Genomic DNA, 25,762 nt, shown 5'->3' on the forward strand with positions numbered 1-25,762 from the left:
TGCTTCAATGGCGAGCATTGATCCTTTGCAAGGATGAGAGCGACTATGGAAATCTCCGGTAACACAGCTTTTTATGCGGGGCTGAGCTCGATTCAGTCCGGGCAGAACCGCGTCGATCAGGCTGCCAGCCAGATCGCCAACAACACTATCGAACGTTCGGTGACCAGCCAGTCGTCCGAAGTGCAGGTCAATCGCCTGCGCGGTGTGGATCGCGCACAAGAATCGGATCTGGCGAGCAATATCGTCGAGCTGTCGCAGGGCAAGATCCAGGCAGAGCTGGGTGTGAAGGTGGCCAAGGCATCCGACGAAGTGCTCGGGACGATCATCGATACCTTCGCCTGATCGAATTTGTTGTAGACCCCGAAACGCCGCGCCCTGTCGCGGCGTTTTCGTGTAAGTCCTTCTTGCTCAACTAATCTTTTTACAACGCCCGTGGCTTATATCAAGTCGCGGCGATTTGTCGTCTCCGGCATTTGGAGAGCGTGATGACGAACGGCAAAAGATCGATGCTTGACAAGATTTCGGCGTAAACGTATGTTTCAAACAACTGTTTGACCGTCACAACAATTCAACACGGTCGTTCATTCCCGGTTACATCAGCAGAGGTTTATCGCTATGCCTGACTACAAGGCCCCCTTGCGTGATATTCGCTTCGTTCGTGACGAACTGCTCGGCTACGAAGCGCACTATCAGAGCCTGCCAGCGTGCGCAGACGCCACGCCGGACATGGTTGACGCCATCCTCGAGGAAGGCGCCAAGTTTTGTGAGCAGGTACTGGCGCCGCTGAACCGCGTGGGCGACATCGAAGGCTGCACCTGGAGCGAGTCCGGCGTGAAAACCCCGACTGGCTTCAAAGAGGCGTACAAGCAATTCGTCGAAGGCGGCTGGCCAAGCCTGGCGCACGACGTTGAGCACGGCGGTCAGGGCCTGCCTGAGTCGCTGGGTCTGGCGGTGAGCGAAATGGTCGGCGAAGCCAACTGGTCTTGGGGCATGTACCCAGGTCTGTCGCACGGTGCGATGAACACCATCTCCGAGCACGGCACCCCAGAGCAGCAGGAAGCCTATCTGACCAAACTGGTCTCCGGCGAATGGACCGGCACCATGTGCCTGACCGAACCGCACTGCGGCACCGACCTGGGCATGCTGCGCACCAAGGCCGAGCCTCAGGCCGACGGTTCCTACAAAGTTTCCGGCACCAAGATCTTCATCTCGGCCGGTGAACACGACATGGCCGACAACATCGTCCACATCGTACTGGCGCGTCTGCCGGATGCTCCGGCTGGCACCAAAGGCATCTCGCTGTTCATCGTTCCAAAGTTCCTGCCAAACGCCGATGGCACCATTGGCGCGCGCAACGCAGTGAGCTGCGGTTCGCTGGAACACAAGATGGGCATCCACGGCAACGCCACTTGCGTGATGAACTTCGACGGCGCCACCGGTTACCTGATCGGCCCGGCGAACAAAGGTCTGAACTGCATGTTCACCTTTATGAACACCGCTCGCCTCGGTACCGCACTGCAAGGTCTGGCTCACGCCGAAATCGGCTTCCAGGGCGGTCTGAAATACGCTCGTGATCGCCTGCAAATGCGCTCGCTGACTGGCCCGAAAGCGCCGGACAAAGCCGCTGACCCGATCATCGTCCACCCGGACGTGCGCCGTATGCTGTTGACCATGAAGGCGTTCGCCGAAGGCAACCGCGCGATGGTCTACTTCACTGCGAAGCAGGTCGACATCGTCAAATACGGCGTTGATGAAGAAGAGAAGAAGAAGGCCGACGCACTGCTGGCGTTCATGACCCCGATCGCCAAAGCGTTCATGACCGAAGTCGGTTTCGAAGCCGCCAACCACGGCGTGCAGATCTACGGCGGCCACGGCTTCATCGCCGAGTGGGGCATGGAGCAGAACGTTCGCGACAGCCGCATTTCGATGCTGTACGAAGGCACCACCGGCATCCAGGCCCTCGACCTGCTCGGCCGCAAAGTGCTGATGACTCAAGGCGAGGCTCTGAAAGGCTTCACCAAGATCGTCCACAAGTTCTGCCAGACCAACGAAGGCAACGAAGCCGTCCAGGAATTCGTCGCGCCGCTGGCTGCACTGAATAAAGAGTGGGGCGAGCTAACCATGAAGGTCGGTATGGCTGCCATGAAAGATCGCGAAGAAGTCGGCGCGGCCTCCGTGGATTACCTGATGTACTCCGGTTATGCCTGCCTGGCCTACTTCTGGGCAGACATGGCACGTCTGGCTGCGGAAAAACTGGCTGCCGGCACCAGCGACGAGGCGTTCTACACCGCCAAGCTGCAAACCGCGCGCTTCTACTTCCAGCGCATCCTGCCGCGTACCCGTACGCACGTGGCCACTATGCTGTCGGGTGCTGGCAACCTGATGGACATGAAGGAAGAAGACTTCGCGCTGGGCTACTAAGCCTTAACGCAGTCTGACGAAAACCGCTGCTCCCGTTAGGGGGCAGCGGTTTTTTTGTTTGCGGATCGCTCAGATAGTCGAGCTTCCGGCCGTTACAGAGACCGTGTGTGATCTGGATCACATTGTATGGGCTTGGCCGCACTTTGCAGGCACAATGCCATCTCTTTGCTATGACGGGTCGGAGCTTACCCTTGCCGCGTTCTTCCGCTGTACGTTTCAGCCATTTCCTGCCATCACTGCTGTTATTGCTTGCGGGGCTGGCGGCTGCGTACGTCAAAGACCTCAGCGTATTCTTCACATCGCTGTTCAACGTCCTGCCGACATTGGTTCTGCTCCTCGGTGGCGCTTATTGCGCGGTGTATCGACGTCAGCGCGAACTGTTTCTGATGCTCACGGTGTACATCGCCTACTTTCTGCTGGACACCCAGACCGATTTCTACCGCGACAACGGCAAGGTCCGCGAAGACGCTGCGGTGGTGTTTCATCTGGTCTGCCTGTTGTTGCCGCTGTTGTTCGGGCTGTTCGCGGCGTGGCAGGAGCGTACCCATCTGTTTCAGGACATGGTCGCGCGCTTTGCCGTGCTGCTGGCATTTGGCAGCGTGGCGCTGGGACTGGAGCAAAGTTACCCACAGGCGCTGCTGCTGTGGTTGTCGGAGATCCGCTGGCCGGCGCTGCATGGGGCATGGATGAGTCTCATCCAGTTGTCCTATCCGGTGTTCATCTCGGCCTTCCTGCTTCTGGCCTGGCAATACTGGCGCAACCCGCGCCCGTTGCACGCGGCGCAACTGGTTGGCTTGCTCGGTGTGTTCTGGATGCTGCCGAAGACCTTCATTCTGCCGTTCACCCTGAACATCATGTGCAGCCAGGTGATGCTGATGATCGCCGCCGCCGTTGCGCATGAGGCTTACCAAATGGCCTTCCGCGACGAGCTCACCGGCCTGCCGGGACGACGTGCGCTCAACGAACGTATGCAGCGACTGGGGCGCAACTATGTGCTGGCGATGAGCGACGTCGATCATTTCAAGAAATTCAACGACACCCATGGCCACGATGTCGGTGACCAGGTGCTGCGCCTGGTCGCCAGCAAACTGTCGAAAATCAGCGGTGGCGGTAGGGCGTATCGCTACGGCGGTGAGGAATTTGCCTTGGTGTTCGCAGGCAAGACCCTTGAGGAGTGCATGCCGCACCTGGAAGTGATCCGTGAATCGATTGCGTCTTACAGCATTCAGTTACGCAACCAGGAAAACCGCCCGCAGGATGATCAGCAAGGTCGCCAGCGCCGTAGCGGTTCTGGGGCTTCGGCGGTGTCGGTGACGGTGAGTATCGGCGTCGCCGAACGTGTCGAGCAGCGCACCCCTGAAGAAGTGCTCAAGTCCGCCGACCAGGCGTTGTACAGCGCCAAGGGCGCCGGGCGTAACTGCGTCATGGCGTTCGGGCAGAACCGCCGTGGCGCGGTGCGCATGGACGCTGCTGCGGGTTGAGTGATGACGGCGCATTCAGCGCCTGCACAGTGATTGTCGCGCGTGGTGGCCAGCAGTAGGTTGAACAAATCTGCTGACGGAGAAGCCACCATGCCCGAGTACAAAGCTCCCCTGCGCGACATGCGCTTTCTGATCGATCACGTCTTCGACTTCCACTCCAGCTACGCCAGTCTCGGCGCGCATGACGCCAGCCCGGACATGATCAGCGCGATCCTCGAAGAAGGCGCGAAGTTCTGCGAGAACGTTCTGGCACCGCTCAATCGCAGCGGCGACGAAGAGGGCTGCCATTTCGACAACGGCGTGGTGACAACGCCTACAGGCTTCAAGCAGGCCTTCGCACAATATGTCGAGGGCGGCTGGCACGGTTTGGCGGCTGATCCGGCTTACGGTGGCCAAGGGTTGCCGAGTTCGCTGGGGCTGGTGATCAGCGAGATGGTCGGCTCCAGCAACACGTCCTGGGGCATGTACCCCGGCCTGACCCACGGCGCGATGTCGGCGATCCACGCCCACGGCACCGCCGAGCAGAAAGACACCTACCTGAGCAAACTCACCGCTGGCCAGTGGACCGGCACCATGTGCCTGACCGAAGCGCACTGCGGCACTGATCTGGGCATCATCAAGACTCGCGCGGTGCCCCGGGCCGACGGCAGCTACGCGATCACCGGCAGCAAGATTTTCATCTCCGCTGGTGAGCATGACCTGAGCGACAACATCATCCATCTGGTCCTGGCGAAGCTGCCGGACGCACCGGCCGGAACCAAGGGCATTTCCCTGTTTATCGTGCCCAAGTTTCTGCCCGATGCAGCAGGCGAAGCGGGTGAGCGCAACGGCGTTTCCTGTGGCTCGATCGAGCACAAGATGGGCATCAAGGCTTCTGCTACGTGCGTGCTGAATTTCGATGCCGCCACGGGTTACTTGATCGGCGAGCCGAACAAGGGCCTCAACTGCATGTTCACCATGATGAACCATGCGCGGCTTGGTACTGGCATGCAGGGGCTGTGTCTGGGCGAGGCGAGTTTTCAGGGCGCGATCAAGTACGCGAATGACCGCCTGCAGATGCGCGCCCTGACCGGTGCCAAATCGCCGGAAAAACCTGCCGACCCGATCATCGTTCACCCCGATGTGCGACGCATGTTGCTGACCATGAAAGCCTTCAACGAAGGCAACCGCGCGCTGACCTATTTCACTGCGCAGATGCTCGATGTTGCGCACCTGAGCAGCGATGCCGATGCGCGTCAGGAGGCCGAAGACCTGCTGGCGTTCCTCACGCCGATCTGCAAGGCGTTCATGACCGACACCGGGCTGGAAGTGACCAATCACGGCATGCAAGTATTCGGCGGCCACGGCTTCATTCGTGAGTGGGGCATGGAGCAAATGGTGCGCGATTGCCGGATTGCGCCGATCTATGAGGGCACCAACGGCATTCAAGCGCTGGACCTGCTTGGGCGCAAGGTGCTGGGCAGTCAAGGCAAGCTGCTGCGGGGCTTTACCAAAATCGTCCACAAGTTCTGCGCAGCGAACGCCGACCACGCGCAATTGGGCAGCTTCGTCGCGCAACTCAACGGGCTCAACCAACAGTGGGGCGACCTGACCATGAAGGTCGGCATGGCGGCCATGAAGAACCCGGACGAAGTCGGCGCCGCATCGGTGGATTACCTGATGTACAGCGGATACATCATCCTGGGCTACCTGTGGCTGCGCATAGCGTTAGTTGCGCAGGCACAGTTGGAGGCGGGCGAGGGTGAGGCTGATTTCCTCAAGGGCAAACTGGCGACGTGCGAGTTCTACTTCAAGCGTTTGTTGCCGCGTACGGCTGCGCATCAGGCAGCGATCGAGGCGGGCAGTGATTGTTTGATGAATTTGCCGGCGCAGGCGTTTGCTTTGTAGAGCAGATCGAAAGATCGCGGCGATCTTTTTCCGGTGACCAAAAATAACAAATCAGTCACCGGTTGACCCTATGTGTCGCAAAAGTTGTTGAGGTACACTCCGGATCAACGAAAACATCATTCCACGAACCACCTGTTTAGATCTTGCGAGGTTTGCCATGGCTGACTACAAAGCGCCGCTGCGCGATATGCGCTTCGTCCTCAATGAAGTGTTCGAAGTCGCCAAACTCTGGGCCGAGCTGCCGGCGCTGGCCGAGACCGTCGACGCCGAAACCGTTGAAGCGATTCTCGAAGAGGCCGGCAAGGTCACCAGCAAAAGCATCGCGCCACTGAGTCGTGCCGCTGACGAGGAAGGTTGCCATTGGGCGGACGGTGCCGTCACCACCCCGGCCGGTTTCCCACAGGCTTATCAGACTTATGCCGAAGGCGGCTGGGTCGGCGTCGGCGGTGATCCGGCCTACGGCGGCATGGGCATGCCCAAAGCCGTGTCGGCGCAGGTCGAAGAAATGGTCAACTCCGCCAGCCTCGCGTTCGGTCTGTACCCGATGCTGACCGCCGGCGCCTGCCTGTCGATCAATGCCCATGCCAGCGAAGAACTGAAAGCTGCGTACCTGCCGAACATGTACGCCGGCATCTGGGCCGGTTCCATGTGCCTGACCGAGCCGCACGCGGGCACCGATCTGGGGATCATTCGCACCAAAGCCGAACCTCAGGCCGACGGTTCCTACAAGGTCAGCGGCACCAAGATCTTCATCACCGGCGGCGAGCACGACCTCACCGAGAACATCATTCATCTGGTACTGGCCAAGCTGCCTGATGCGCCGGCCGGTCCAAAAGGTATTTCGCTGTTCCTGGTGCCGAAGTTCATGGTCAATGCCGACGGCAGCCTCGGTGCGCGTAACCCGGCCAACTGCGGTTCGATCGAGCACAAGATGGGCATTCAGGCCTCGGCGACCTGCGTGATGAACTTCGACGAAGCCGTGGGTTATTTGGTCGGCGAGCCGAACAAAGGCCTGGCGGCGATGTTCACCATGATGAACTACGAGCGCCTGGGTGTTGGTATTCAAGGCCTGGCCACGGGCGAGCGCTCTTATCAGAACGCTGTTGAATACGCGCGCGATCGTCTGCAGAGTCGTTCGCCGACCGGTGCGCAGAACAAGGACAAAGTCGCTGACCCGATCATTGTTCACCCGGACGTGCGGCGCATGCTGCTGACCATGAAAGCCTCGAACGAAGGCGGCCGTGCGTTCTCCACGTATGTAGCGATGCAACTGGACACCGCCAAGTTCAGTGAAGACGCGACCACCCGCAAGCGCGCGGAAGATCTGGTGGCGTTGCTGACGCCGGTGGCGAAAGCCTTCCTGACCGACCTGGGTCTGGAAACCACTGTCCACGGCCAGCAGATTTTCGGCGGCCACGGCTACATCCGCGAGTGGGGCCAGGAGCAACTGGTGCGTGACGTGCGCATCACCCAGATCTACGAAGGCACCAACGGTATTCAGGCGCTGGACCTGGTCGGGCGCAAGATCGTTGGCAGTGGCGGCGCGTTCTACCAGCTGTTCGCTGACGAGATCCGCCATTTCACCGCAACCGCCAGTGCTGATCTGGGCGAGTTCACCAAGCCGTTGAACGATGCCGTCGACACCCTCGACGAGTTGACCGCGTGGCTGCTGGACCGGGCGAAAAACAATCCGAACGAAATCGGCGCGGCCTCGGTCGAATATTTGCAAGCGTTCGGCTACACCGCTTACGCCTACATGTGGGCGTTGATGGCCAAAGCCGCGCTGGGCAAGGAAGCGCAAGAGGATTTCTACGCGAGCAAGCTGGGCACCGCGCGCTTCTATTTCGCCCGTCTGCTGCCGCGTATCCACTCATTGAGCGCGTCGGTCAAGGCCGGTAGCGAGTCGCTGTTCCTGCTGGATGCGGCACAGTTTTGATCCTGTAGACGTCATGTAAGCATTTGCTTACGTGACGTGCTGCTGTTCTCCCATATCCGTATATTGGATCCACGGCTAATCTACATTTCATGGACGTCGCGCAGGAAGCGCAAAGTAAACAACACGGACACGTAGGATTCTGCCAGGGTGGCGGAGTGAAATGGATGTCAGGGAAACAGTCTGCAAAGCCCCGCTTCGGCGGGGTTTTCTTTTGCCTGAAGAAAAGTTTCAGGCGAGCGGATCGAGGGGCTGCTTGGTTTCGCGATCGATCACCTCTTCGAGCAATGTCCGCAGCAATGCCAACGAGGCCTGCTGGCGTTGCACATCACGGCACACCAGGCCAACTTGCAACGGCACCCGTGGCTCGCTCAGCGGTTTCCACAGCAGATCTTCATCGTCGTATTCCTTTTGCGAACGTCCCGGTAGCACCGTTGCCAGCCTGGTGTGCGGCAGGCTGTCGAGAATCCCCAGCATAGTGTTCAGCTCGGCCTGCACCTGCGGGCGTCGTCCGAGGCTGGTCAGTTGTGCCTGCCAGATCTGTCGGATCTGGAACTCTTCGCCGAGCAGCAACATGGGCAGCTCTGCAGCCTGGCGCATCGAGACCTTCTTGAACTCGCGCAAGGGATGGTCCGCCGGGATGACCAGCGTCAGTTCATCTTCGTATAGCAACACACCGTGCAGACCGGGTTGGCGCGGTGGCAGATAGCTGATGCCGATGTCCAGGGAACCATTGAGCAGACGCCGTTCGATTTCCAGCCCGGTCAGTTCATAGATTTGTACCACCAGATGCGGCTGCGCCTTGCGCACACGCTCGAGCATCTGCGGCACAAGGCTGGTGTGCACCGTTTGCAACACACCGATCGCCAGTGTGCGCAGTGCCTGACCCTTGAAACTACCCAACGCCTCGCGCGCCCGCTGCAAGCCATCGAGCAATGGCAACGCGTGGTTGTACAGCGTATGCGCAGCGAGGGTCGGCAGCAGGCGTTTACTGCTGCGTTCGAACAGGGTTACGTCGAGGTTCTGCTCCAGCTGACGGATCTGTTGCGACAGCGCCGGTTGCGAGATCGACAAGCGCTCAGCCGCACGGCCGACATGGCCTTCTTCGTAGACCGCGACGAAATAACGCAGTTGTTTGAAATCCATAAGTAGCGCTTATCGAAATGGCTGAGAAATCGAAATGGCCTGAAGCCGTTTGCGCGCCTAGTCTAACCGCATTCACAAGGCTTGCAGGGCCAGAAAGCGTGACGAGTTCCATTTGCTTCGTTCGTGATTACATAGGCAGTTCAAAAAACCTCCAGCGAGGTTTTTCCGCATGAATCTGTTCAGTTTGCGGCGTCAGACGCCGAGTCTGGATGACCTCTGCTTCGAGGCGGGGCCATCCGCTATGACCGACCATCTCAATGCCCAACGCCTGATGCCCAGCGTCGATCGGCCGCAACAAGTGTTCGTTCGCGGCCAGGGTTCATGGCTATGGGACAGCAACGATCGCGCCTACCTCGACTTTTCCCAGGCCGGCGGCGCCAACAGCCTTGGCCACAGCCCCACGGCGCTGGTCAAAGCCATCGCCAATCAGGCCCAGGCGCTGATCAATCCAGGCTGCAATCTGCACAATCGCGGCATGCTCAGCCTCGCCGAGCGTCTGTGCGCCAGCACGTCCAGCGAACAGGCGTATCTGCTCAACAGTGGCAGCGAGGCTTGTGAGGCGGCGATCAAACTGGCGCGCAAATGGGGGCAGCTGCATCGCGGCGGCGCCTCGCGGATCATCATGGCTGAGCAGGGTTGTCATGGCCGCAGTCTGGCGACGATTGATCGAGTGCCATTCAACGACCTGCCGGCGCTGCATGCGGCGGTGGACGCGCAGACCGTTGCGATCATGCTGGAGCCGATCCAGAGCGATGCCGGGGTCATTCCCGCGACCGGGCACTACCTCAAAGGGGTCGAGCGACTGTGCCGTGAACTGGGCATTCTGCTGATTCTCGACGAAGTGCAGACCGGTATCGGCCGCTGCGGCAGCTTGCTCGCCGAACAGTCCTACGGTATTCGCGGCGATATCGTCGTGCTCGGCAAAGGCCTCGGCGGCGGCTTGCCGCTGGCGGCCTTGCTGGCGCGAGGCAAGGCCTGTTGTTTCGCCATCGGCGAGCTGAGCGGCACCCATCACGGCAACGCATTGATGACGGCGGCCGGTCTGGTAGTGCTCGACAGCATCCATGACCGCAGCTTTCTCCAGCAGGTTAACGACAGCGGCCAGCATTTGCGCGAAGGCCTTGCGCGACTGGCGCACCGCTACGGCCACGGCGAGTTGCGCGGCCAAGGCCTGTTTTACGGGTTGACGCTGTCCGACGAATGCGCCGACGCCGTCGTCCATGCCGCACTTCACGAAGGCCTGATATTGAACGCCGCGCAGCCTGACTGCCTGCGCTTCACCCCGGCCCTCACTGTCAGCAAAGCCAACATCGACGAAATGCTCCTGCGCCTGGGCCGCGCCTTCTCGCGAGTGCGCACCGCCCAAGTGCAATGTCGCAAGGGCATTGCCGTGTGAGCTGAGCAGCCCCAACCGATTACCCGAACCGTCTCGCGGTATAACGCACGCCCCACGCCTGATTCTTTTGGCGTGGGGCGTTTTTTTGTGGTGCTGGCGATCAAATAGCAAGCGTAATGAACCCTGACGAACGGCGCGTGTCGATTAGCTTGTATGGCTCAAGTGAGCCAACCCCCATTCAGGAGCTGCCCCATGGATTTCATTCGTATCATCATCGCTATTCTGTTGCCGCCACTGGGCGTGTTTCTGCAGGTCGGGTTTGGCGGGGCGTTCTGGCTGAACATTCTGCTGACGCTGTGCGGCTACATTCCAGGGATCGTGCATGCGGTGTATATCATCGCCAAGCGTTGAGTCCAGTGGCGTCTGATCAATAGCTATCGCGGGCAAGCCCGCTCCCACAGTGTTATGAGTGATCACAATTTTTGTGTACACCAAATAACCTGTGGGAGCGGGCTTGCCCGCGATTGGAGCGACGCAGTCTCAAAGTGAGGGCTCAGTCAGTTAGCCCCATCACCCGCCGATAAAACGTCCACTCCTGCTCCAGCGCATGTGCCTGGTTGGCCGCGCGGCGGAAGCCGTGGCGTTCGTCAGGGTAGTAATGCGCCTCGACCGGGATGCCGTTGTGCTCCAGCGCCGCGACCATGTCGCGGGTTTGTTGCGGCACGACCACCGCGTCCAGTTCACCTTGAAAGAAAATCACCGGCACGCGAATGTTGTCTGCGTGCAGCAGTGGCGTGCGGGAGGCATAGCGTTCGGCATCTCCTTCGGGATCGCCGATCAGCCAATCCAGATAATCGCCCTCGAACTTGTGCGTGGCCCGGGCCAGCGCGACCGGGTCGCTGACGCCGTAGAGGCTGGCGCCTGCGCGGAAAACCTGTCTGAACGCCAGCGCACACAGCGTTGTGTAGCCACCCGCACTGCCGCCGCGAATGAACGCGCGGTCACCATCGATCAAACCTTGGCCAGCGAGATAGCTGACCACCGCGCAGGCATCCTCGACATCCACCTCGCCCCAGCGCAGATGCAGCGCTTGGCGATATTCGCGACCATAGCCACTGCTGCCGCGATAGTTGAGGTCGGCGACAGCAAAGCCGCGCTGCGTCCAGTACTGGATGCGCGGGTCGAGTATCGGATAGCACGCCGACGTCGGGCCGCCGTGGATAAACACCACCAGCGGAGGTTTCGCTTCACCGCTCATGGCCGGGTAAAAGAAACCGTGCGCCTCGCCGGAGCCGCTCGGATAACGCAAGGTCTGCGGACGGCTGATGCGTTCGGCAGGCAATGGAGCCACGCCGCCAGCGAGGATTTTCACGGCATGCGACACACGATCAATGGCGATCACTGCCGACGGGCTGGTCGGCGATGCAGCGATGCAATAGATGAATTGTTGATCCATCGCCAAGTGGCGGAAGCGGCTGTAGTCACCGCTGAAATCTTCACTTCCAAGGGCCAGGCGACCGAAACCATCCTCGCTCCAACTGGCTAAAAATTGATCACCGACAGGCAGCCACGTGCAGCCGCCTAGCTGCCACGGCGCGGGCGCGTGATCGGCCGCGACGCTGGCCAGCGCTTTCAGGCCATCGGTCGTTTCGCCCCACGGCTGCCAGTAGCCGTCACGGTCCGTCAGGCAATAGAGCCGCCCATCAGCGTCGAATCGCGGCTGCTGGATCGACTCCTCCATCTGCGTACCGGCAACACAGCGAGGCGCAGAAAAATCGCCTTGCGCGACCATCAAGCGCGTCGAGGTCCACGGCTGATGCGGGCGACTCCACTCGATCCACGCCAGCCGCTGGCCATCGGGGCTGAGCGTTGGTGACGCATAAAAATCCGCACCCTCGGCCAGCACCTGTCGCGTACCGGTCGCCAGATCAATTGCCACCAGGCGATGCCGATCCTGCTGCTCTTCAACCGCCAATACCCGGCCAGCGGCGAATTGCAGATCGCCGTAGCGGCAGTCAGTCGACGTCAGCGCAACCGGCTCGCCATCCAGCGCCTGCCGATACATCTGCTGATCCGCTTCATTGACGAAAACCACCCCGTCAGGCGCCAGACAAAACGCACCACCGCCATATTCGTAAACGCGGCTACGCACGCTGAAACCGTCCGGCGTCAGACGTTTCGCTGCGCCATCGCGCCAATGCCAGATTCGGCACGCGGCATCCTCGGGGCGGTATTCATTCCAGAACACGCCATGGGCGCCGAGCTGCAGTTCGGCGAAGTCGGTTCCGGCGGCGACGGCCTGGGCGGCGCTGAAAGGCTCAGCCCTTGGCGATGAGGCGTGAGTTTCGTTCATTGCGAAAGGCCAATTGTTCGATGGTTTGAGTGGCGGTCTCGGCTTCTTCGCGGGCCTTGAGGATCACGCCGTGATGTTCGGACTTGCTGCACACCGGGTCGGCATTACTGGCGTCGCCGGTGAGCATGAACGCCTGGCAGCGGCAGCCGCCGAAGTCTTTTTCTTTCTCGTCGCAAGAGCGGCACGGCTCGGGCATCCAGTCGTAACCGCGAAAACGGTTGAAGCCGAACGAGTCATACCAGATGTGTTGCATGCTGTGATCGCGCACGTTGGGAAACTGCACCGGCATCTGGCGGGCACCATGGCAGGGCAGGGCGGTGCCGTCCGGGGTGACGGTCAGGAAGATGCTGCCCCAGCCGTTCATGCAGGCTTTCGGGCGTTCTTCGTAATAGTCCGGAGTGACGAAAATCAGCTTGCACGGATGCCCTTCGGCTTCCAGCCTGGCCCGGTATTCGTTGGTGATGCGTTCGGCGCGCACCAGTTGCTCCTTGGTCGGCAGCAGGCCAACACGGTTGAGCTGCGCCCAGCCGTAGAACTGGCAAGTGGCGAGTTCGACGAAGTCGGCCTCCAGCGCAATGCACAGTTCGATAATGCGGTCGATCTTGTCGATGTTGTGCCGATGGGTGACGAAGTTCAGCACCATCGGATAGCCGTGGGCCTTGACTGCGCGAGCCATTTCCAGCTTTTGCGCAAAGGCCTTTTTCGAACCGGCGAGCAGGTTGTTCACTTGCTCGTCGCTGGCCTGAAAACTGATCTGGATGTGATCGAGCCCGGCCTTTTTGAAGTCGCTGATTTTCTGCTCGGTCAGGCCAATGCCGGAGGTGATCAGGTTGGTGTAGAAACCCAGCTGCCGCGCTTCATGGATCAGTTCGGCCAAGTCCTGACGCACCAGCGGTTCGCCCCCGGAAAAGCCCAATTGCGCCGCGCCCATCTCCCGCGCTTCGCGGAACACCTTGATCCATTGCTCGGTGGTCAGCTCTTTGCCCTGCTCGGCGAAATCCAGTGGGTTCGAGCAATACGGGCATTGCAGCGGGCAGCGGTAGGTCAGCTCGGCGAGCAACCAAAGGGGCAGGCCGACTTCAGGTTTCGGCGGTACTTGCACTGACGAATCAGGCAAGTTCGATCCAGTGCTGCGCACGGGCAACCTCCATGAATTGCTCGATGTCGTCACCGAGCTCGGGCACGCCGGGGAACTGCTCGTCGAGTTTGGCAATGATCGCCGCGACATCGCGTTCACCATCAATCAAGCCGCCGATCAGTGCGGCGCTGTCGTTGAGTTTGATCATGCCTTCAGGGTAGAGCAGCACGTGACCCTTTTGCGCCGGCTCGTATTGGAAGCGATAGCCCGGGCGCCAGCTCGGCACTTTGCTGCGGTCGAAACTCATAAGATGATTCCTTTATGCCAGACCCGTTGTTCGGTCACGCTGTGATACGGCGGACGGTTCAGTTCGTAGGCCATGCTCATGGCATCGAGCATGCTCCAAAGAATGTCCAGTTTGAACTGGAGAATTTCCAGCATGCGCTCCTGGCCTTCGCGGGTCTTGTAGTGCTCGAGGGTGATCGCCAGCCCATGTTCGACGTCACGCCGCGCCTGACCGAGGCGGGTGCGGAAATATTCATAACCGGCCGGGTCGATCCATGGGTAATGCTGCGGCCAACTGTCCAGACGCGACTGGTGGATCTGCGGCGCGAACAGTTCGGTCAGCGAGCTGCTGGCGGCCTCCTGCCAACTGGCGCGACGGGCGAAGTTGACGTAGGCATCGACGGCGAAACGCACGCCGGGCAGCACCAGTTCCTGGGAGCGCAATTGGTCCGGATCGAGGCCAACAGCCTGGCCCAGACGCAGCCAGGCTTCGATGCCGCCATCTTCACCGGGTGCGCCGTCGTGGTCGAGCAGGCGCTGAATCCACTCGCGGCGGATTTCCCGATCCGGGCAATTGGCGAGGATCGCTGCGTCCTTCAGGGGAATGTTCACCTGATAGTAGAAGCGGTTGGCGACCCAGCCCTGAATCTGCTCGCGGGTCGCACGGCCTTCGTACATCGCCACGTGGTAAGGGTGGTAGATGTGGTAGTAGGCGCCCTTGGCGCGCAGGGCCGCTTCGAATTCGGCGGGGGACAGCGGGGTGTCGGTCATGTCTGTTCTCCGGAAACAACCCTGGAAATCTCTGGTGTCTGTCAGGACGTCATCGCTGGCAAGCCAGCTCCCACAGGTTTTGTGTACGCCACAGAGCCAATGTGGGAGCGAGCTTGCTCGCGAAGAGGCCGGTCGCTACAACACAATACTCATGCCGTCGTACGCTACTTCAACGTCACGCCGCGCCAGTTCGGCACGCTCCGGCGAATCCTCGTCGAGGATCGGGTTGGTGTTGTTGATGTGGATAAGCACCTTGCGTTGCTCGGGCAACTGCTCCAGCACTTCGAGCATGCCGCCGGCGCCGTTCTGTGCCAGATGGCCCATCTCGCGACCGGTGCGGGTGCCGACGCCACGGCGCTGCATTTCATCGTCATCCCACAGCGTGCCGTCGACCAGCAGGCAATCGCTGCCCGCCATGATTTCCAGCAACGGCGCATCGACCTTGCCCAGTCCCGGCGCGTAGAACAGCTTGCCGCCAGTGTTGAGGTCTTCAACGATCAAACCGATGTTGTCGCCCGGATGCGGATCGAAACGGTGCGGCGAATACGGCGGCGCGGCGCTGCGCAACGGCAACGGGGTGAAACGCAGATTCGGGCAGGCGGCTACGGTGAAGCTCTGGTCGAGCTCGATACGGTTCCAGTCCAGCCCGCCGTTCCAGTGGGTGAGCATCTTGAACAGGGGAAAACCGGTGCTCAGGTCTTCCTGAACCATGTCCGTGCACCAGACCTGATGCGGGCATCCTTCGCGCAGGCTGAGCAGGCCGGTGGTGTGGTCGATCTGGCTGTCCATCAGGATGATCGCGCTGATGCCGGTGTCGCGCAGGGCCCGGCCCGGTTGCATCGGGGCGAAGCTTTGCAGTTGCGCGCGGATGTCCGGCGAGGCATTGCACAGCACCCAGTTCACGCCGTCATCGGAAATGGCGATGGACGATTGGGTGCGGGCCTTGGCGTTCAGGCTGCCGTCGCGAAAACCTGCGCAGTTGACGCAGTTGCAGTTCCACTGCGGAAAACCGCCACCGGCGGCCGAACCCAGAATCTGGACGAACATGAACGCTCCATCATTTCAACGCGGAAAATAAAACGCCTCGGCGAGCCGAGGCGTTGCACTGCGATTCTGCCTAGGCAGAACTCAGCGGCTGGCGAAGTACATGGTGACTTCGAAGCCGATACGCAGGTCGGTGTAAGCAGGTTTGGTCCAGGCCATGAGATGTCTCCTTCTGAGGGTTGGGATAGCGCTATCCATAGTTATAGTCCACGGCAGCGCGGTGATGTTCCAATTAGTTAGGCGGCTATGTTACTCAAAATTTCAACGCCGTGACCCGTGAATCTTTGAGAAAGCTCCTTGCAGCCTCGGTAATGATCAGTTTGTCGCTTGCCACGGTGTGCCCGGCATCGATTCATTGGCCAGGCAATGGTAGCCGCCCTCGGCATTGATCAGGCGTTGCGCAGCGGCCAGCAAAGCCTGGCGATCGAGTTGCCGGATCGCCGTGACCAACTGCTCCCGGTAATCCGACGAATGGCCGGCAAGTTTGCCTTGCCAGAGGAGTTCGGCGGCATCCTTGGTGGACAGTGTGGTGTCGTCGAACTGATCGGCGAGGCTTTGACGCTGTTGCTCGAGGCTTGCTTCATCGAACGTTTCGATCAGCGCGGGAATGCCGTTGAAAAACTCTTGAATATATTCGAGCAACTCGGCGGCCGAAGTCGTCGGCGATTGCACGCCAAACACAATCGCGGTCCTGCCGTGCAATTGACGCAGCGCGCTGAACACGGCGTACCCCAATTGCAATTCGACACGCAGGCGCTGATAGAAAGGCGTCTGGTACAACTGAGCCAGAAGGCGCCACGCTGCTTCATCAGCGATGTCGCTGCTGGCAGTCGGGCAGATCAGCAGCAAGGCGTGTTCGCTGGAGGCCGTGTTGATCTGGCTCCAGTGGTACTTGCCTTGGGCGATCGGTGTCACCGGTAGCTGATTGTCCGGTGTGCCGGGAATGCGGCTCAGCGCCAGGCCCAAGGCTGACTGGGTTTGTTGGTTAAGGCCTAGAGCGAGGCCGTCCCAGCGCGAAGTTGTCCACAGCTGATTGGCGTCATCGCTGGTTTCAATCGTGGGCAGGCATTTCTCTGACAACGCTTCGAGTAGTTGGCGGATCGGCATCGACGGTATCTGCACCTCGTCGCGCGGCGAATCGGCGTCGATCATCGTCAGACATTTCAGCGCATGCTCGAGGATGCTGGGCATCGGTTCCTGTAGTCCGGTCATTTTCAGCAGGCATTGGTTACCTGCGGCGCTGAAAGACAAGTCCACTCCGGCTTCGGACGCATCCTGTCGGGTCTGGCGCAAACTGCGCTGCAATCTTGAGCGCAGATCGGCGCTGGCCGTCGTCTCGACCTGCCAGCGCAGGTAAATCGCGCCCTCATCGCTGTTGTCCGGCAGCGCCTGGCTGAACTGCATCGGCGATCGCTCGCGGCGACTGCGCGAGCGATCCTGGGCGAAGGTGCGCAGGCCACGGTGGGCGCTGGTCTGGCCGCGAATCAGCCCGGCGTTTGCCAGTGGCTCGCTGGCTCGCAGAAAAGGATTGGCGGCGGGCAGATGCCAATGATCGCTGAAGTTATCCACAACGCCGATTTCGCGAAGGATGTGCTCAAGTGCGGCAGCGCCGGATTCGGACAGGACGAATGCTTGCTGCTCAATGTCTAGGCGCGCCAGTTGCAACGCGCCGCTGACTTGCTGCTGGCGCTGAAGCAGGGCGGCGTATTCCTCGCGCAACGGCGTCCAGTCCTGACGGGCGAAGAAGCTCAGCCATTCCAGCAGGTGTTCGCGAATGGTATCCAGGCGGTCGCCGCCAGCATTGAATTGAAGATGCAGCAGCGCTTGGCCGGCGAACTGGTAAAGCGGCGTGGCTTTCAGGCTGTCAGCCAGACTCTGTTGATGCAGGTATGCGAGCAATCCACCAGGTTTTGCGCTATTCAACCAATGACAGAGAAAAGCCATCGCCTCGGCGGATGACTCGGGCAACGCGTCGAAAGCAAATAACAGGTTCGTGTGAGCGCCGACCTGTTGATAACTTTTCACTGCCAACGGTGGCGGTGCGGCCTGGGCAACTTTATCCCCAACCGGCAACACTGCTGCGAATTGCTGCGCCAGCTCCCGAAGCTCATCGATACTTTGTGGCCCGACCAGACTCAGGCTCATTTGCCCGGTTCGATAAAAGCGCTGATGGAAATCTTTCAGCGCCGACTGAAACCCAGGCGATTCGACCTGCAAGCTGTCCCGATTGCCCGCATGAAAACCGCGCAACGGGTGCTGCGCGGGTAAACCTTCATACAGGGCAAACTGCTGCTGTGCTGTCGGATCCTGCGACCAGGCGACAAATTCCGCCTGCAGCACTTCCCGTTCACGCAGTTGATCGTCCCGATTCATCCGTGGCCGGGCGAGCATGTCTGACAGACGCTCGAGCCCCGCGCTGAAGGACGACACAGGCAACTCGAAGAAAAAATCCGTGGTGCGCTCACGGGTGCTGGCATTCACTTGGCCGCCGTGACGTTGCACGTAGGCCATCAGCCCTTCGTCTGTGGGAAAACGCTCGGTGCCGAGAAACAGCAAGTGCTCAAGAAAATGCGCCAGCCCCGGCCATGCCAATGGCACGTCATGGCTGCCGGCCGCCACGCGCAACGCGGCAGCGCTGCGCTTGAGACCGGGCACGTGGCGCAGGGTCACGCGCAGGCCGTTGGCCAGGGTTTCAGAGTGGGGGCGGGGATGAGTCGGCGCGGGCATGGGCACTTCCAGAACAGTGAAGTGCCCATGCTAGCGGATTAGCGGCGGTTGAGCGCGCCGTAAAGCTCCGGGCGGCGATCGCTGAGATAGCGATTGGCCTGGCGTGAATCGTTCATCAGTTGTCGGTCCAGTTCGCCGACGATCAACGCCTCGTCCAGACCTGCCAGGGCGATACGGCTGCCGTCCGGCGCGGCAATGCTGCTTTGCCCGCAATACTGGATATCGCCTTCATGTCCGCAGTAATTGGCGTAAGCCACGTAGCACTGGTTTTCGAAGGCGCGGGCACGCACGGTGACATCGGCAACGAAATCGAACGGAATCATGTTGGCCGTCGGCACCACGATCAGCTCGGCGCCGGCCAAGGCCAGGCGCCGCGCGTTTTCCGGAAACTCCAGGTCGTAGCAGATCAGGAAGCCGAGCTTCCAGCCGTTCAGCTCAACCACCGGCAACTCCGCTTCGCCGGAGCTGAACATCGACCGATCGAGGTCGCCGAACAGATGCGACTTTCGATAGTTGCACAGGCGCTCGCCGTGGGCGTCGATCAGTTGCACGGCGTTGTAGATCTGCCCGTCGGCGGTGCGCTCGGGGTAGCCGTAGACGATCGCCAGACCCGCAGCCTTGGCAATCCGGCCGATCTGCTGCGCCCATTCACCGTTATAGACCTCGGCCAGCGTGCTGACCGCTTCGGCGCCGATGTTGTAGCCGGTCATGAACATCTCCGGCAGCACCAGCAGATCGGCGCCTTTGGCCTCCATCGCTACTTGATGCAGGCGATGCAGGTTGGCGGCGGGGTCCAGTGGCAGCGGTGGACATTGGTAAACGGCTACGCGCATCGGGGAATCCTCTTACTCGGGCAGGGCGATAGGGCCGATGTCTTTGAACACATCACCCGGGCCGGGGTTCTCTTTATGTGTGGATCCGCCGAAATGTTTCATGATGCCCCACACCGCGTTGAGCGAAGTCTGCACTGCGCCTTCGACCCACGCCGGTGTCCACGACACGTCGTCGCCGGCGATGAAAATCCCGCGCTGTTCGGCCGGCATGTCGTCCTGCATGAAGTGCGCATACATGCGCTGGTTGTAGCGGTAATGGCCGGGCAGGGCGCCTTTGAAGGCACCGAGGAAATACGGATCGGCTTCCCACGACACGGTGATCGGATCGCCGATGATCCGCGCGGCGATGTCGACTTTCGGGTAGATCTTCTTCAGCGCGTTCAACGCCAGCTCAACACGTTTCTCCACCGGATGCGGGAGCATTTTCAACGCGTCGCTCATCCACGAGTACGACAGGCAGATCACCCCCGGCTTGTCGTCGCCGTTGTCGAACAGATAGGTGCCACGGGTCAGGCGATCGGTGAGGGTCATGCTCATCACGTCGCGGCCGGTCTCCGGATCCTTGTCTTTCCAGAATGGCCGGTCGACCATCACGAAGGTTTTCGACGACTGCATGTAGCGCGTGCGGTCGAGGGCCATCCACATCTTCTGCGAGAACAGGGTTTCATCGCATTCGATCTGAGTGGTCAGCAGCCAGCTCTGGCAGGTTGTCAGGACGGCGGCGTATTCGCGGGTGTCACCGTTGTTGTCGGTAACGGCGAAACGGCCTTGCGGTGCGTGAGCAATTTTCTTCACACCGGAACGTGGTGCGCCACGGTGCAGGGATTTCAGGCTGGTGCCGGCCGGCCAGTGCACGCAGCGCTCCGGCACATGGCGCCAGATGCCCTGTGGCACCTGTTCGACGCCACCGACCACCAGGTGTTGGTGATCGTCGCAATTGGTCATCACCACGCGGAAGATTTCCAGCATCGAATTGGGGAAGTCCGAATCCCAGCCGCCGGTGCCGAAACCGACCTGCCCGAACACTTCGCGATGCTGGAACGACAATTTGGCGAAGGCTTTCGAGGTGGCGACGAAGTCATAAAAGGTCCGGTCGTCCCACAGCGGCACCAGCTTGTTCCACAGCTCTTTCAGGCGCGGCACATCGCGATCGCGAATGGCTTGCTGGATATCGGAGAACTGCGAACCGGCTTCCAGCGCATCTGCCCAGGCGTCAGCGACTTCCTGGAACAAAGCAGGAAGATCCTTCAGGCTTTCGGCGTAATAGGTTTCGCCTTCCAGATCGATCACGGTACTGCCCGAAGCACCGGTCAGCGGGTTGGGGAAAGGCTTGGTTTCGAGGCCGAGCTTGTCCACGTAGTGATAGAACGCCGTGGAGGACACTGGAAAGCGCATGCCGCCAAGCTCGGCGACGATGGCGTCGGTACCGTTGAAGGCTTGCGAGCGCAGACGACCGCCGAGTTTCGACGCCTCGTACACCACTGGCTTCAAACCGAGTTTCATCAGTTCATACGCAGCCACCAGACCGGCAATGCCCGCCCCGACAATCGCCACCTCAGCGCCATGGTGCTGCTCAGGAATGCTCCCCAGCCCGGCGGGATGCTCGATCCAGTCGTCAAACGCGAACGGAAAGTCCGGACCGAAAATGGTGACAGGTTTTTTTCCGTCTGCAGGATGGCGGTTGTTCTTGTTCATGGCTGACCTTGTTGGCGACCCGACGCAGGATTCGCGTCTGAGTATAGGAAAAGATGTCAGCCATTCTAGGGAGCGTGGAGCGCGTTAATAAGACGCAATGTGTCGTCGTTTTGCCTGATTGTTGTGCAGACTGACGATTGCAGGCTGCATACCGACCAAAATGTGGGAGCGAGCCTGCTCGCGAAGAGGCTCTGAAATTCACCCCAGAAGCTCGATCAAAATCTTAAACCGGCTGCCCCCGATCAATCTTGCTGCTCAGAATGATCGACGTCGTGGTCTTCTCCACCCCATCGACGCTGCCAATCTGATCCAGCAACTGATCGAGCTGCTCCGGCGAGTCGGTGCGCAACCACGCCACATAATCAAACTCGCCACTCACTGCACACAACTGCTGCACCTGCGCCATCGCACTCAAACGCCGCAACACGTCCTTGCCGGAACGCGGCTGCACCTTGATCCCGACGTACGCCTGCAAGCCACCATCGACCACACGCTGACCAAGACGCACGCCATAACCGGTGATCACTCTGGCCTTTTCCAGCCGGGCCAGGCGCGACGTCACCGTCGTGCGAGCAATGCCTAGCTGACGGGCGAGCATGGCCACGCTTTCGCGGGCGTTGATTTGCAGCGCGGCGATTAGCTGGCGGTCGATTTCGTCGAGCATGGGTTGGCGGGTGTCTGGCAAGGGGGACTCCGGTGGCATGGGACAATCAGGTTAAGGATGGTACAGGGACAATCGCGTTGGGGCTTTCTGCGTTCTCTCAAACGGATTTTCTTGCGCAGTTCCAGAACGTTGCGCCCGCCAAGACGAAACCCAACCACTCGCCCACAAAAAAGCCGCGCATCAAGCGCGGCTTTTCAATTTGGTGGGCCCACACGGACTCGAACCGTGGACCAAAGGATTATGAGTCCTCTGCTCTAACCAACTGAGCTATAGGCCCTCAGTAGGCCGCGGATTATAGCGACGGTTTCGCGGCTGTGCTATCCGAAAAATCCGATACGGTTACATGCAGAAACGTCGCGGCGAATTCGTCCGGGGGCAGCGGCAGGCTGACGATGTAGCCCTGGATCTGTTCACAACCTTCTGCGGCGAGGAATTGTTGTTGCGCCTGGGTTTCCACGCCTTCGGCAATCACGGTGAATTGCATGCTGCGACCGAGCGCGATGATGGCGCGTACGATCGCTGCGTCGTGGGGGTCGTCAGGCAGTCCGCGGACGAAGGACTGGTCGATCTTGAGGATGTCCAGCGGCAGGCGTTTGAGATAGCTGAGCGAGGAGTAGCCGGTGCCGAAGTCATCGATCGCCAGTTGCACGCCGAGGTGTTTGAGCTGGTGCAGCACTGCCAGCGCCTCTTCGGCCTGACTCATGATGAAATTCTCGGTAATTTCCAGTTGCAGTAAATCCGGCCTGAGGCGGTTGTCCTTGAGCAGTTGCTCGATGCGCACCAACAGGTTCGGCTGACGCAGCTGCGCGCCAGCGAGGTTCACCGAGAGCGGCCCCAGCGGTTGGTAGATTCGGCTCCACTCGAACATTTGCCGGCAAGCGGTCTCCAGCACCCAGTCACCGATCTGCAGGATCATGCCGTTCTCTTCGGCCAGCGGAATGAAATGCTCGGGCGGCACGTCGCCGAAGGTTGGGTGGCGCCAGCGAATCAGCGCCTCTGCACCGACCAGACTGTGGTCGACCAGGCTGATTTTCGGTTGGTAACAGAGAAACAGCTCATCGCGCTCGATGGCGCGGCGCAGTTCGTGTTCCAGCGCTACGCGCTCGCTGGCCTGGGCGGTGAGGTCGCGGGTGTAGCTTTCGACGCGGTTACGCCCCTTGGCTTTGGAGCGGTACATCGCCGCGTCGGCGTTTTTCACCAGTGTGGCGACATCGCAGCCGTCGCGGGGATAAAGGCTGGTGCCGATGCTCGCGCTGATAAAAAACTCGTGTTCGCCGGCCTGGAACGGCGCACCGAAGCAGTTGAGCAGTTTCGTCGCGATGTTGTCGGCGTCACTGGCTTGCTGCAAGCCTGGCAACAGGATGATGAATTCGTCACCGCCCAATCGCGCGACCGTGTCGATATCGCGCAATTGTTCTTTCAAGCGCACGGCAATGCCCTTGAGCAACAGGTCGCCGACCGGGTGGCCGAGGCTGTCGTTGATGTGTTTGAAGCGGTCGAGATCGAGAAACAGCACCGCGCCCTGGCCGCCATTTTCCTGCTGGCTGGTCAGGGCCATTTGCAGGCGACTCTCGAACAAGGTGCGGTTGGGCAAACCGGTGAGGGGGTCGTGGTGAGCCTGGTAATCGAGCTTGGCCTGGGCATGCTTGAGGCTGGAAATATCGGCGAACACCGCGACGAAGTGAGTGATGAACTTGTCGCGATTGCGCACGGCGCTGATGGTCAGCCAGCTCGGGTACAGCTCGCCGTTCTTGCGCCGGTTGGAAATCTCGCCTTGCCAGTGGCCTTCGTCAGTCAATTGGTGCCACATCGCCGCGTAGAAAGCGCTGTCATGCAGCCCTGACGCCAGCAAGCGTGGCGTGTGGCCCAGCGCTTCACTTTCGCTGTAACCGGTGATTTCGGTGAATGCGCGATTGACGGCGCTGATGTGTTGTTGAGTATCGGTGATCAACACGCCCTCGGCGGTGCTCTCGAAAACGGTCGCGGCCTGCTGCAGTTTTTCCTGCATGAGATGGCGTTCGGTGATGTCGCGGGCGATGGTCAGCATGCAATCCTCGTCGCCGATCGGCAGCGGTCGACTGGACACTTCGCACAGGCGAATCTGCCCGTCGCTGCGACGGATGTGGCAAGTGAAGTCGCGGACAAACCCGTCGCGCTTTAGCAGATCGAGCATCTGCTTGCGTTCGTTGAGGTTGACCCAGATACCCAGGTCCAGTGTCGACCGATCCACCGACATGGCGCTGTTGAAACCGGTGATGCGGCTGAAACCTTCGTTAACCTCCAGCAGCAGGCCGTCGCTCTGGCGCGACAGCAACAGGCCGTCGGGCGACGCATGGAAAGCCTTGGCGAATTTTTCTTCAGAGGTTTGCAGTTGCTGTTGGGTTTCCTTGAGCTGGCTGATGTCGCGTACTACAACCACCAGCGCCGGTGTGGTATCGAGGTCGAAGGGCTCGGCGGAAATCAGCCCGGTGAACAGTTGGCCGTTGTTGCGGCGAAAGGGCATTTCCAGATTACGGATGCTGCCGGCCTGCAAACGCTGCAAGAGGCCCGGCCCCACCCCGGGGATGCCCCAGATATTGAGGTTGGTGGCGGTCTGGCCGATCACCTCCTCGGCCCTGAGGCCGATCTGCTCTTCGAAGGCCTCGTTAACCTCCAGCAGGCAGCCGTCGGACAGGCGCGCAATCACCAGAATGTCCGGGCATTGCTCAAACACCGAAGCGAACTTCTGCTCGGACAGCCGCAGCGCTTCTTCGGTGCGTTTGATTTCGCTGATATCGATCATCAACCCGCGCATCACCGGTTCGTGGCCATGCTCGATCAGGCTGACAATGTCGCGCACCCACAGGCAGCGGCCGTCGGCGGTGATCACGCGATAGTCGACGATGTGATCGCGGCCCTGGCGCAGCGCTTCCCTGCAATAGTTTTGCGTGCGGGTCAGGTCGGCGGGGTGAATGATGTTGTGCCAGAAACCCGGAATCAGCCAGTGAGACTGTGGATACCCGAGCAGGTCTTCAGCATGGGGCGAAACATAGCTGTAGGTGAAGTCGCTCATCCGCGCTTCCCAGGCAATCGCCGACAAGCTCTCCACCAGGCCACGGTAGTGATATTCGCTGCTGCGCAATTCCTGTTCGAGGTCGATGCGCCGGGAGATTTCCGAGCTCAGGCGACGGTTGATGCGAATCACCACGGCCAGCACCGTCATCAACAACAACAGACCGGGCAGGCCATACATCAGCAGGTCCGACCAGAACGTGCGGTGGTCGAGCACATTACCGACCCAATGTTCCTGAATGCTGCTGATTTCCGCCGGTGTCATGTCGGCCAGGACTTTATCGAGGATGCCCACCAACATTTTGTTATCGCGAGGCACGGCCATTGCCAGTTGATAACGATACGGGGTTTCGCCGCTGACGTAGAGGCCGTCGAGTTTGAGCTGGCGCAGGCTCCACACGCTCGAAGCCAGATCGCCGACCACCGCGTCCACTTCATCGGTCGCCAGGGCTTGCAGCGCCGAACTAACATTGGGCATGGCCACCAGATTCAGATCGGGATGGTGAGTGCGCAGCAGTTCGTGGGGAGCGTAGTTTTCCACTACGGCGATTTTCAGACCGTACAGGTCGTCGAGTTTGCGCGGCTGGGCCCCGCCGACATGGGCCAGAATGACGATCGGGAAGTCGAGGTACGGCCGGGTAAATGACAGGTAATTCTGGCGTTCCGGCGTGGACATGATTCCCGGCAGCAAATCGATCTTGCCTTTTTTGACCTGCTCCAGCACCACCGTCCAGCTTGCCGGTTCGATGGGCGTCAGCTTGATCGCCAAACGTTGGCGAATCACGTCGATATAGTCAGCGGCGAGACCCTGATAGCGGTTCTGGTCGTCACGAAATTCGAAAGGCGGCCACGATGCATCAACACCCAGGCGCAAGTCAGGGTGAGCCGCCAGCCAGCTGCGTTCTTCATCGGTGAGAGTCAGCGCGTCAGCCGTGGCGGTGCAGATCATCAATGACAGCAGAAAAAGCACGGGCGCCAGTCTGGGCATAACGCTCTCGTCAGGGCTTGGGATGATTGTTTCGAGTGTAGACGGGGTACGCGACGGGGAGGGCGGAGC

At 60.3% G+C, this 25,762-nt stretch carries 19 protein-coding genes and 1 tRNA gene; 7 read left to right on the forward strand and 13 right to left on the reverse strand.

Annotation, left to right across the window (positions count from 1 at the left end; translation table 11 throughout):
* Positions 1-45: 45 nt before the first annotated feature.
* The 5 genes from CKW30_RS17050 to CKW30_RS17070 all read left to right on the forward strand — a co-directional run bounded on the left by CKW30_RS17050 (position 46) and on the right by CKW30_RS17070 (position 7,725).
* Positions 46-342 carry a hypothetical protein gene (locus CKW30_RS17050; protein WP_016772865.1) on the forward strand — a complete coding sequence of 99 codons (297 nt, stop codon included), beginning with the start codon at positions 46-48 and terminating at the stop codon, positions 340-342.
* Between the two features lie 273 nt (positions 343-615).
* Positions 616-2,421, forward strand: a complete 1,806-nt coding sequence (locus tag CKW30_RS17055) for a phenylacyl-CoA dehydrogenase (RefSeq protein ID WP_024014564.1) — start codon at positions 616-618, stop codon at positions 2,419-2,421.
* A 191-nt stretch (positions 2,422-2,612) separates the two neighbouring features.
* On the forward strand, positions 2,613-3,902 hold the full coding sequence (locus CKW30_RS17060; RefSeq protein ID WP_039757672.1) for a GGDEF domain-containing protein: 1,290 nt from the start codon (positions 2,613-2,615) through the stop codon (positions 3,900-3,902).
* A 90-nt stretch (positions 3,903-3,992) separates the two neighbouring features.
* Positions 3,993-5,789, forward strand: a complete 1,797-nt coding sequence (locus CKW30_RS17065; RefSeq protein WP_095181398.1) for an acyl-CoA dehydrogenase C-terminal domain-containing protein — start codon at positions 3,993-3,995, stop codon at positions 5,787-5,789.
* Between the two features lie 157 nt (positions 5,790-5,946).
* A complete protein-coding gene (locus CKW30_RS17070) occupies positions 5,947-7,725 on the forward strand; it encodes an acyl-CoA dehydrogenase C-terminal domain-containing protein (RefSeq protein WP_041476717.1) in 1,779 nt (592 codons plus the stop codon).
* A gap of 228 nt (positions 7,726-7,953) precedes the next feature.
* Here CKW30_RS17070 and CKW30_RS17075 read toward each other — a convergent pair whose 3' ends face one another.
* The gene (locus CKW30_RS17075; RefSeq protein ID WP_056786630.1) at positions 7,954-8,868 is read right to left on the reverse strand and encodes a LysR family transcriptional regulator; all 915 of its coding nucleotides are present in this window, start codon (positions 8,866-8,868) and stop codon (positions 7,954-7,956) included.
* 169 nt (positions 8,869-9,037) lie between these two features.
* Between CKW30_RS17075 and CKW30_RS17080 the strand changes: the two genes are divergently transcribed.
* Together CKW30_RS17080 and CKW30_RS17085 are read left to right on the forward strand one after the other, a co-directional pair.
* Positions 9,038-10,264: an aspartate aminotransferase family protein gene (locus tag CKW30_RS17080; protein ID WP_095181399.1), complete on the forward strand. Its 1,227-nt coding sequence runs from the start codon at positions 9,038-9,040 to the stop codon at positions 10,262-10,264.
* A gap of 192 nt (positions 10,265-10,456) precedes the next feature.
* Complete coding sequence (locus CKW30_RS17085) at positions 10,457-10,615, forward strand: YqaE/Pmp3 family membrane protein (RefSeq protein WP_003228885.1); 159 nt, start codon at positions 10,457-10,459, stop codon at positions 10,613-10,615.
* A gap of 142 nt (positions 10,616-10,757) precedes the next feature.
* On the opposite strand, the gene CKW30_RS17090 is transcribed toward CKW30_RS17085, so the two are convergent.
* The 12 genes from CKW30_RS17090 to CKW30_RS17145 all read right to left on the reverse strand — a co-directional run bounded on the left by CKW30_RS17090 (position 10,758) and on the right by CKW30_RS17145 (position 25,693).
* Positions 10,758-12,557, reverse strand: coding sequence for a S9 family peptidase (locus CKW30_RS17090; protein ID WP_095181400.1), 1,800 nt, complete (start codon positions 12,555-12,557; stop codon positions 10,758-10,760).
* Complete coding sequence (pqqE, locus tag CKW30_RS17095) at positions 12,523-13,695, reverse strand: pyrroloquinoline quinone biosynthesis protein PqqE (protein WP_095181401.1); 1,173 nt, start codon at positions 13,693-13,695, stop codon at positions 12,523-12,525. Before pqqE ends, CKW30_RS17090 begins: the two co-directional genes overlap by 35 nt.
* The gene (gene pqqD / locus CKW30_RS17100; RefSeq protein WP_056786642.1) at positions 13,667-13,942 is read right to left on the reverse strand and encodes a pyrroloquinoline quinone biosynthesis peptide chaperone PqqD; all 276 of its coding nucleotides are present in this window, start codon (positions 13,940-13,942) and stop codon (positions 13,667-13,669) included. Before pqqD ends, pqqE begins: the two co-directional genes overlap by 29 nt.
* Positions 13,939-14,691, reverse strand: coding sequence for a pyrroloquinoline-quinone synthase PqqC (gene pqqC / locus CKW30_RS17105; RefSeq protein ID WP_039757691.1), 753 nt, complete (start codon positions 14,689-14,691; stop codon positions 13,939-13,941). The genes pqqD and pqqC overlap by 4 nt, the downstream gene beginning before the upstream one ends.
* A 135-nt stretch (positions 14,692-14,826) precedes the next feature.
* Positions 14,827-15,738, reverse strand: coding sequence for a pyrroloquinoline quinone biosynthesis protein PqqB (pqqB, locus tag CKW30_RS17110; RefSeq protein WP_095181402.1), 912 nt, complete (start codon positions 15,736-15,738; stop codon positions 14,827-14,829).
* A gap of 81 nt (positions 15,739-15,819) precedes the next feature.
* Positions 15,820-15,894, reverse strand: a complete 75-nt coding sequence (pqqA, locus tag CKW30_RS17115; RefSeq protein ID WP_003444522.1) for a pyrroloquinoline quinone precursor peptide PqqA — start codon at positions 15,892-15,894, stop codon at positions 15,820-15,822.
* Between the two features lie 156 nt (positions 15,895-16,050).
* Positions 16,051-18,462 (reverse strand): pyrroloquinoline quinone biosynthesis protein PqqF, encoded by a 2,412-nt coding sequence (pqqF, locus tag CKW30_RS17120; protein ID WP_095181403.1) that lies wholly within the window; start codon positions 18,460-18,462, stop codon positions 16,051-16,053.
* Between the two features lie 38 nt (positions 18,463-18,500).
* The gene (locus CKW30_RS17125) at positions 18,501-19,295 is read right to left on the reverse strand and encodes a carbon-nitrogen hydrolase family protein (RefSeq protein ID WP_095181404.1); all 795 of its coding nucleotides are present in this window, start codon (positions 19,293-19,295) and stop codon (positions 18,501-18,503) included.
* 12 nt (positions 19,296-19,307) lie between these two features.
* Positions 19,308-20,990, reverse strand: coding sequence for an NAD(P)/FAD-dependent oxidoreductase (locus CKW30_RS17130; protein WP_016772878.1), 1,683 nt, complete (start codon positions 20,988-20,990; stop codon positions 19,308-19,310).
* A gap of 223 nt (positions 20,991-21,213) precedes the next feature.
* Entirely contained in the window at positions 21,214-21,675 is a 462-nt protein-coding gene (locus tag CKW30_RS17135) for an Lrp/AsnC family transcriptional regulator (protein ID WP_095181405.1), read from the reverse strand.
* 179 nt (positions 21,676-21,854) lie between these two features.
* Positions 21,855-21,931: transfer RNA gene (locus tag CKW30_RS17140), tRNA-Ile, on the reverse strand.
* 15 nt (positions 21,932-21,946) lie between these two features.
* On the reverse strand, positions 21,947-25,693 hold the full coding sequence (locus tag CKW30_RS17145) for a bifunctional diguanylate cyclase/phosphodiesterase (RefSeq protein ID WP_095181406.1): 3,747 nt from the start codon (positions 25,691-25,693) through the stop codon (positions 21,947-21,949).
* Positions 25,694-25,762 lie beyond the last annotated feature (69 nt).

It is taken from the genome of Pseudomonas sp. Irchel 3F6 (assembly GCF_900187595.1).
GTDB classification, from domain to species: domain Bacteria; phylum Pseudomonadota; class Gammaproteobacteria; order Pseudomonadales; family Pseudomonadaceae; genus Aquipseudomonas; species Aquipseudomonas siliginis.

What these genes read in the sequence shown, in the direction of transcription:
- CKW30_RS17050 (WP_016772865.1), top strand. Translation starts at nt 46, where the DNA reads ATGGAAATCTCCGGTAACACAGCTTTTTATGCGGGGCTGAGCTCGATT.
- CKW30_RS17055 (WP_024014564.1), top strand. Translation starts at nt 616, where the DNA reads ATGCCTGACTACAAGGCCCCCTTGCGTGATATTCGCTTCGTTCGTGAC.
- CKW30_RS17065 (WP_095181398.1), top strand. Translation starts at nt 3,993, where the DNA reads ATGCCCGAGTACAAAGCTCCCCTGCGCGACATGCGCTTTCTGATCGAT.
- CKW30_RS17070 (WP_041476717.1), top strand. Translation starts at nt 5,947, where the DNA reads ATGGCTGACTACAAAGCGCCGCTGCGCGATATGCGCTTCGTCCTCAAT.
- CKW30_RS17075 (WP_056786630.1), bottom strand. Translation starts at nt 8,868, where the DNA reads ATGGATTTCAAACAACTGCGTTATTTCGTCGCGGTCTACGAAGAAGGC.
- CKW30_RS17080 (WP_095181399.1), top strand. Translation starts at nt 9,038, where the DNA reads ATGAATCTGTTCAGTTTGCGGCGTCAGACGCCGAGTCTGGATGACCTC.
- CKW30_RS17085 (WP_003228885.1), top strand. Translation starts at nt 10,457, where the DNA reads ATGGATTTCATTCGTATCATCATCGCTATTCTGTTGCCGCCACTGGGC.
- CKW30_RS17090 (WP_095181400.1), bottom strand. Translation starts at nt 12,557, where the DNA reads ATGAACGAAACTCACGCCTCATCGCCAAGGGCTGAGCCTTTCAGCGCC.
- pqqD (WP_056786642.1), bottom strand. Translation starts at nt 13,942, where the DNA reads ATGAGTTTCGACCGCAGCAAAGTGCCGAGCTGGCGCCCGGGCTATCGC.
- pqqC (WP_039757691.1), bottom strand. Translation starts at nt 14,691, where the DNA reads ATGACCGACACCCCGCTGTCCCCCGCCGAATTCGAAGCGGCCCTGCGC.
- pqqB (WP_095181402.1), bottom strand. Translation starts at nt 15,738, where the DNA reads ATGTTCGTCCAGATTCTGGGTTCGGCCGCCGGTGGCGGTTTTCCGCAG.
- pqqF (WP_095181403.1), bottom strand. Translation starts at nt 18,462, where the DNA reads ATGCCCGCGCCGACTCATCCCCGCCCCCACTCTGAAACCCTGGCCAAC.
- CKW30_RS17125 (WP_095181404.1), bottom strand. Translation starts at nt 19,295, where the DNA reads ATGCGCGTAGCCGTTTACCAATGTCCACCGCTGCCACTGGACCCCGCC.
- CKW30_RS17130 (WP_016772878.1), bottom strand. Translation starts at nt 20,990, where the DNA reads ATGAACAAGAACAACCGCCATCCTGCAGACGGAAAAAAACCTGTCACC.
- CKW30_RS17145 (WP_095181406.1), bottom strand. Translation starts at nt 25,693, where the DNA reads ATGCCCAGACTGGCGCCCGTGCTTTTTCTGCTGTCATTGATGATCTGC.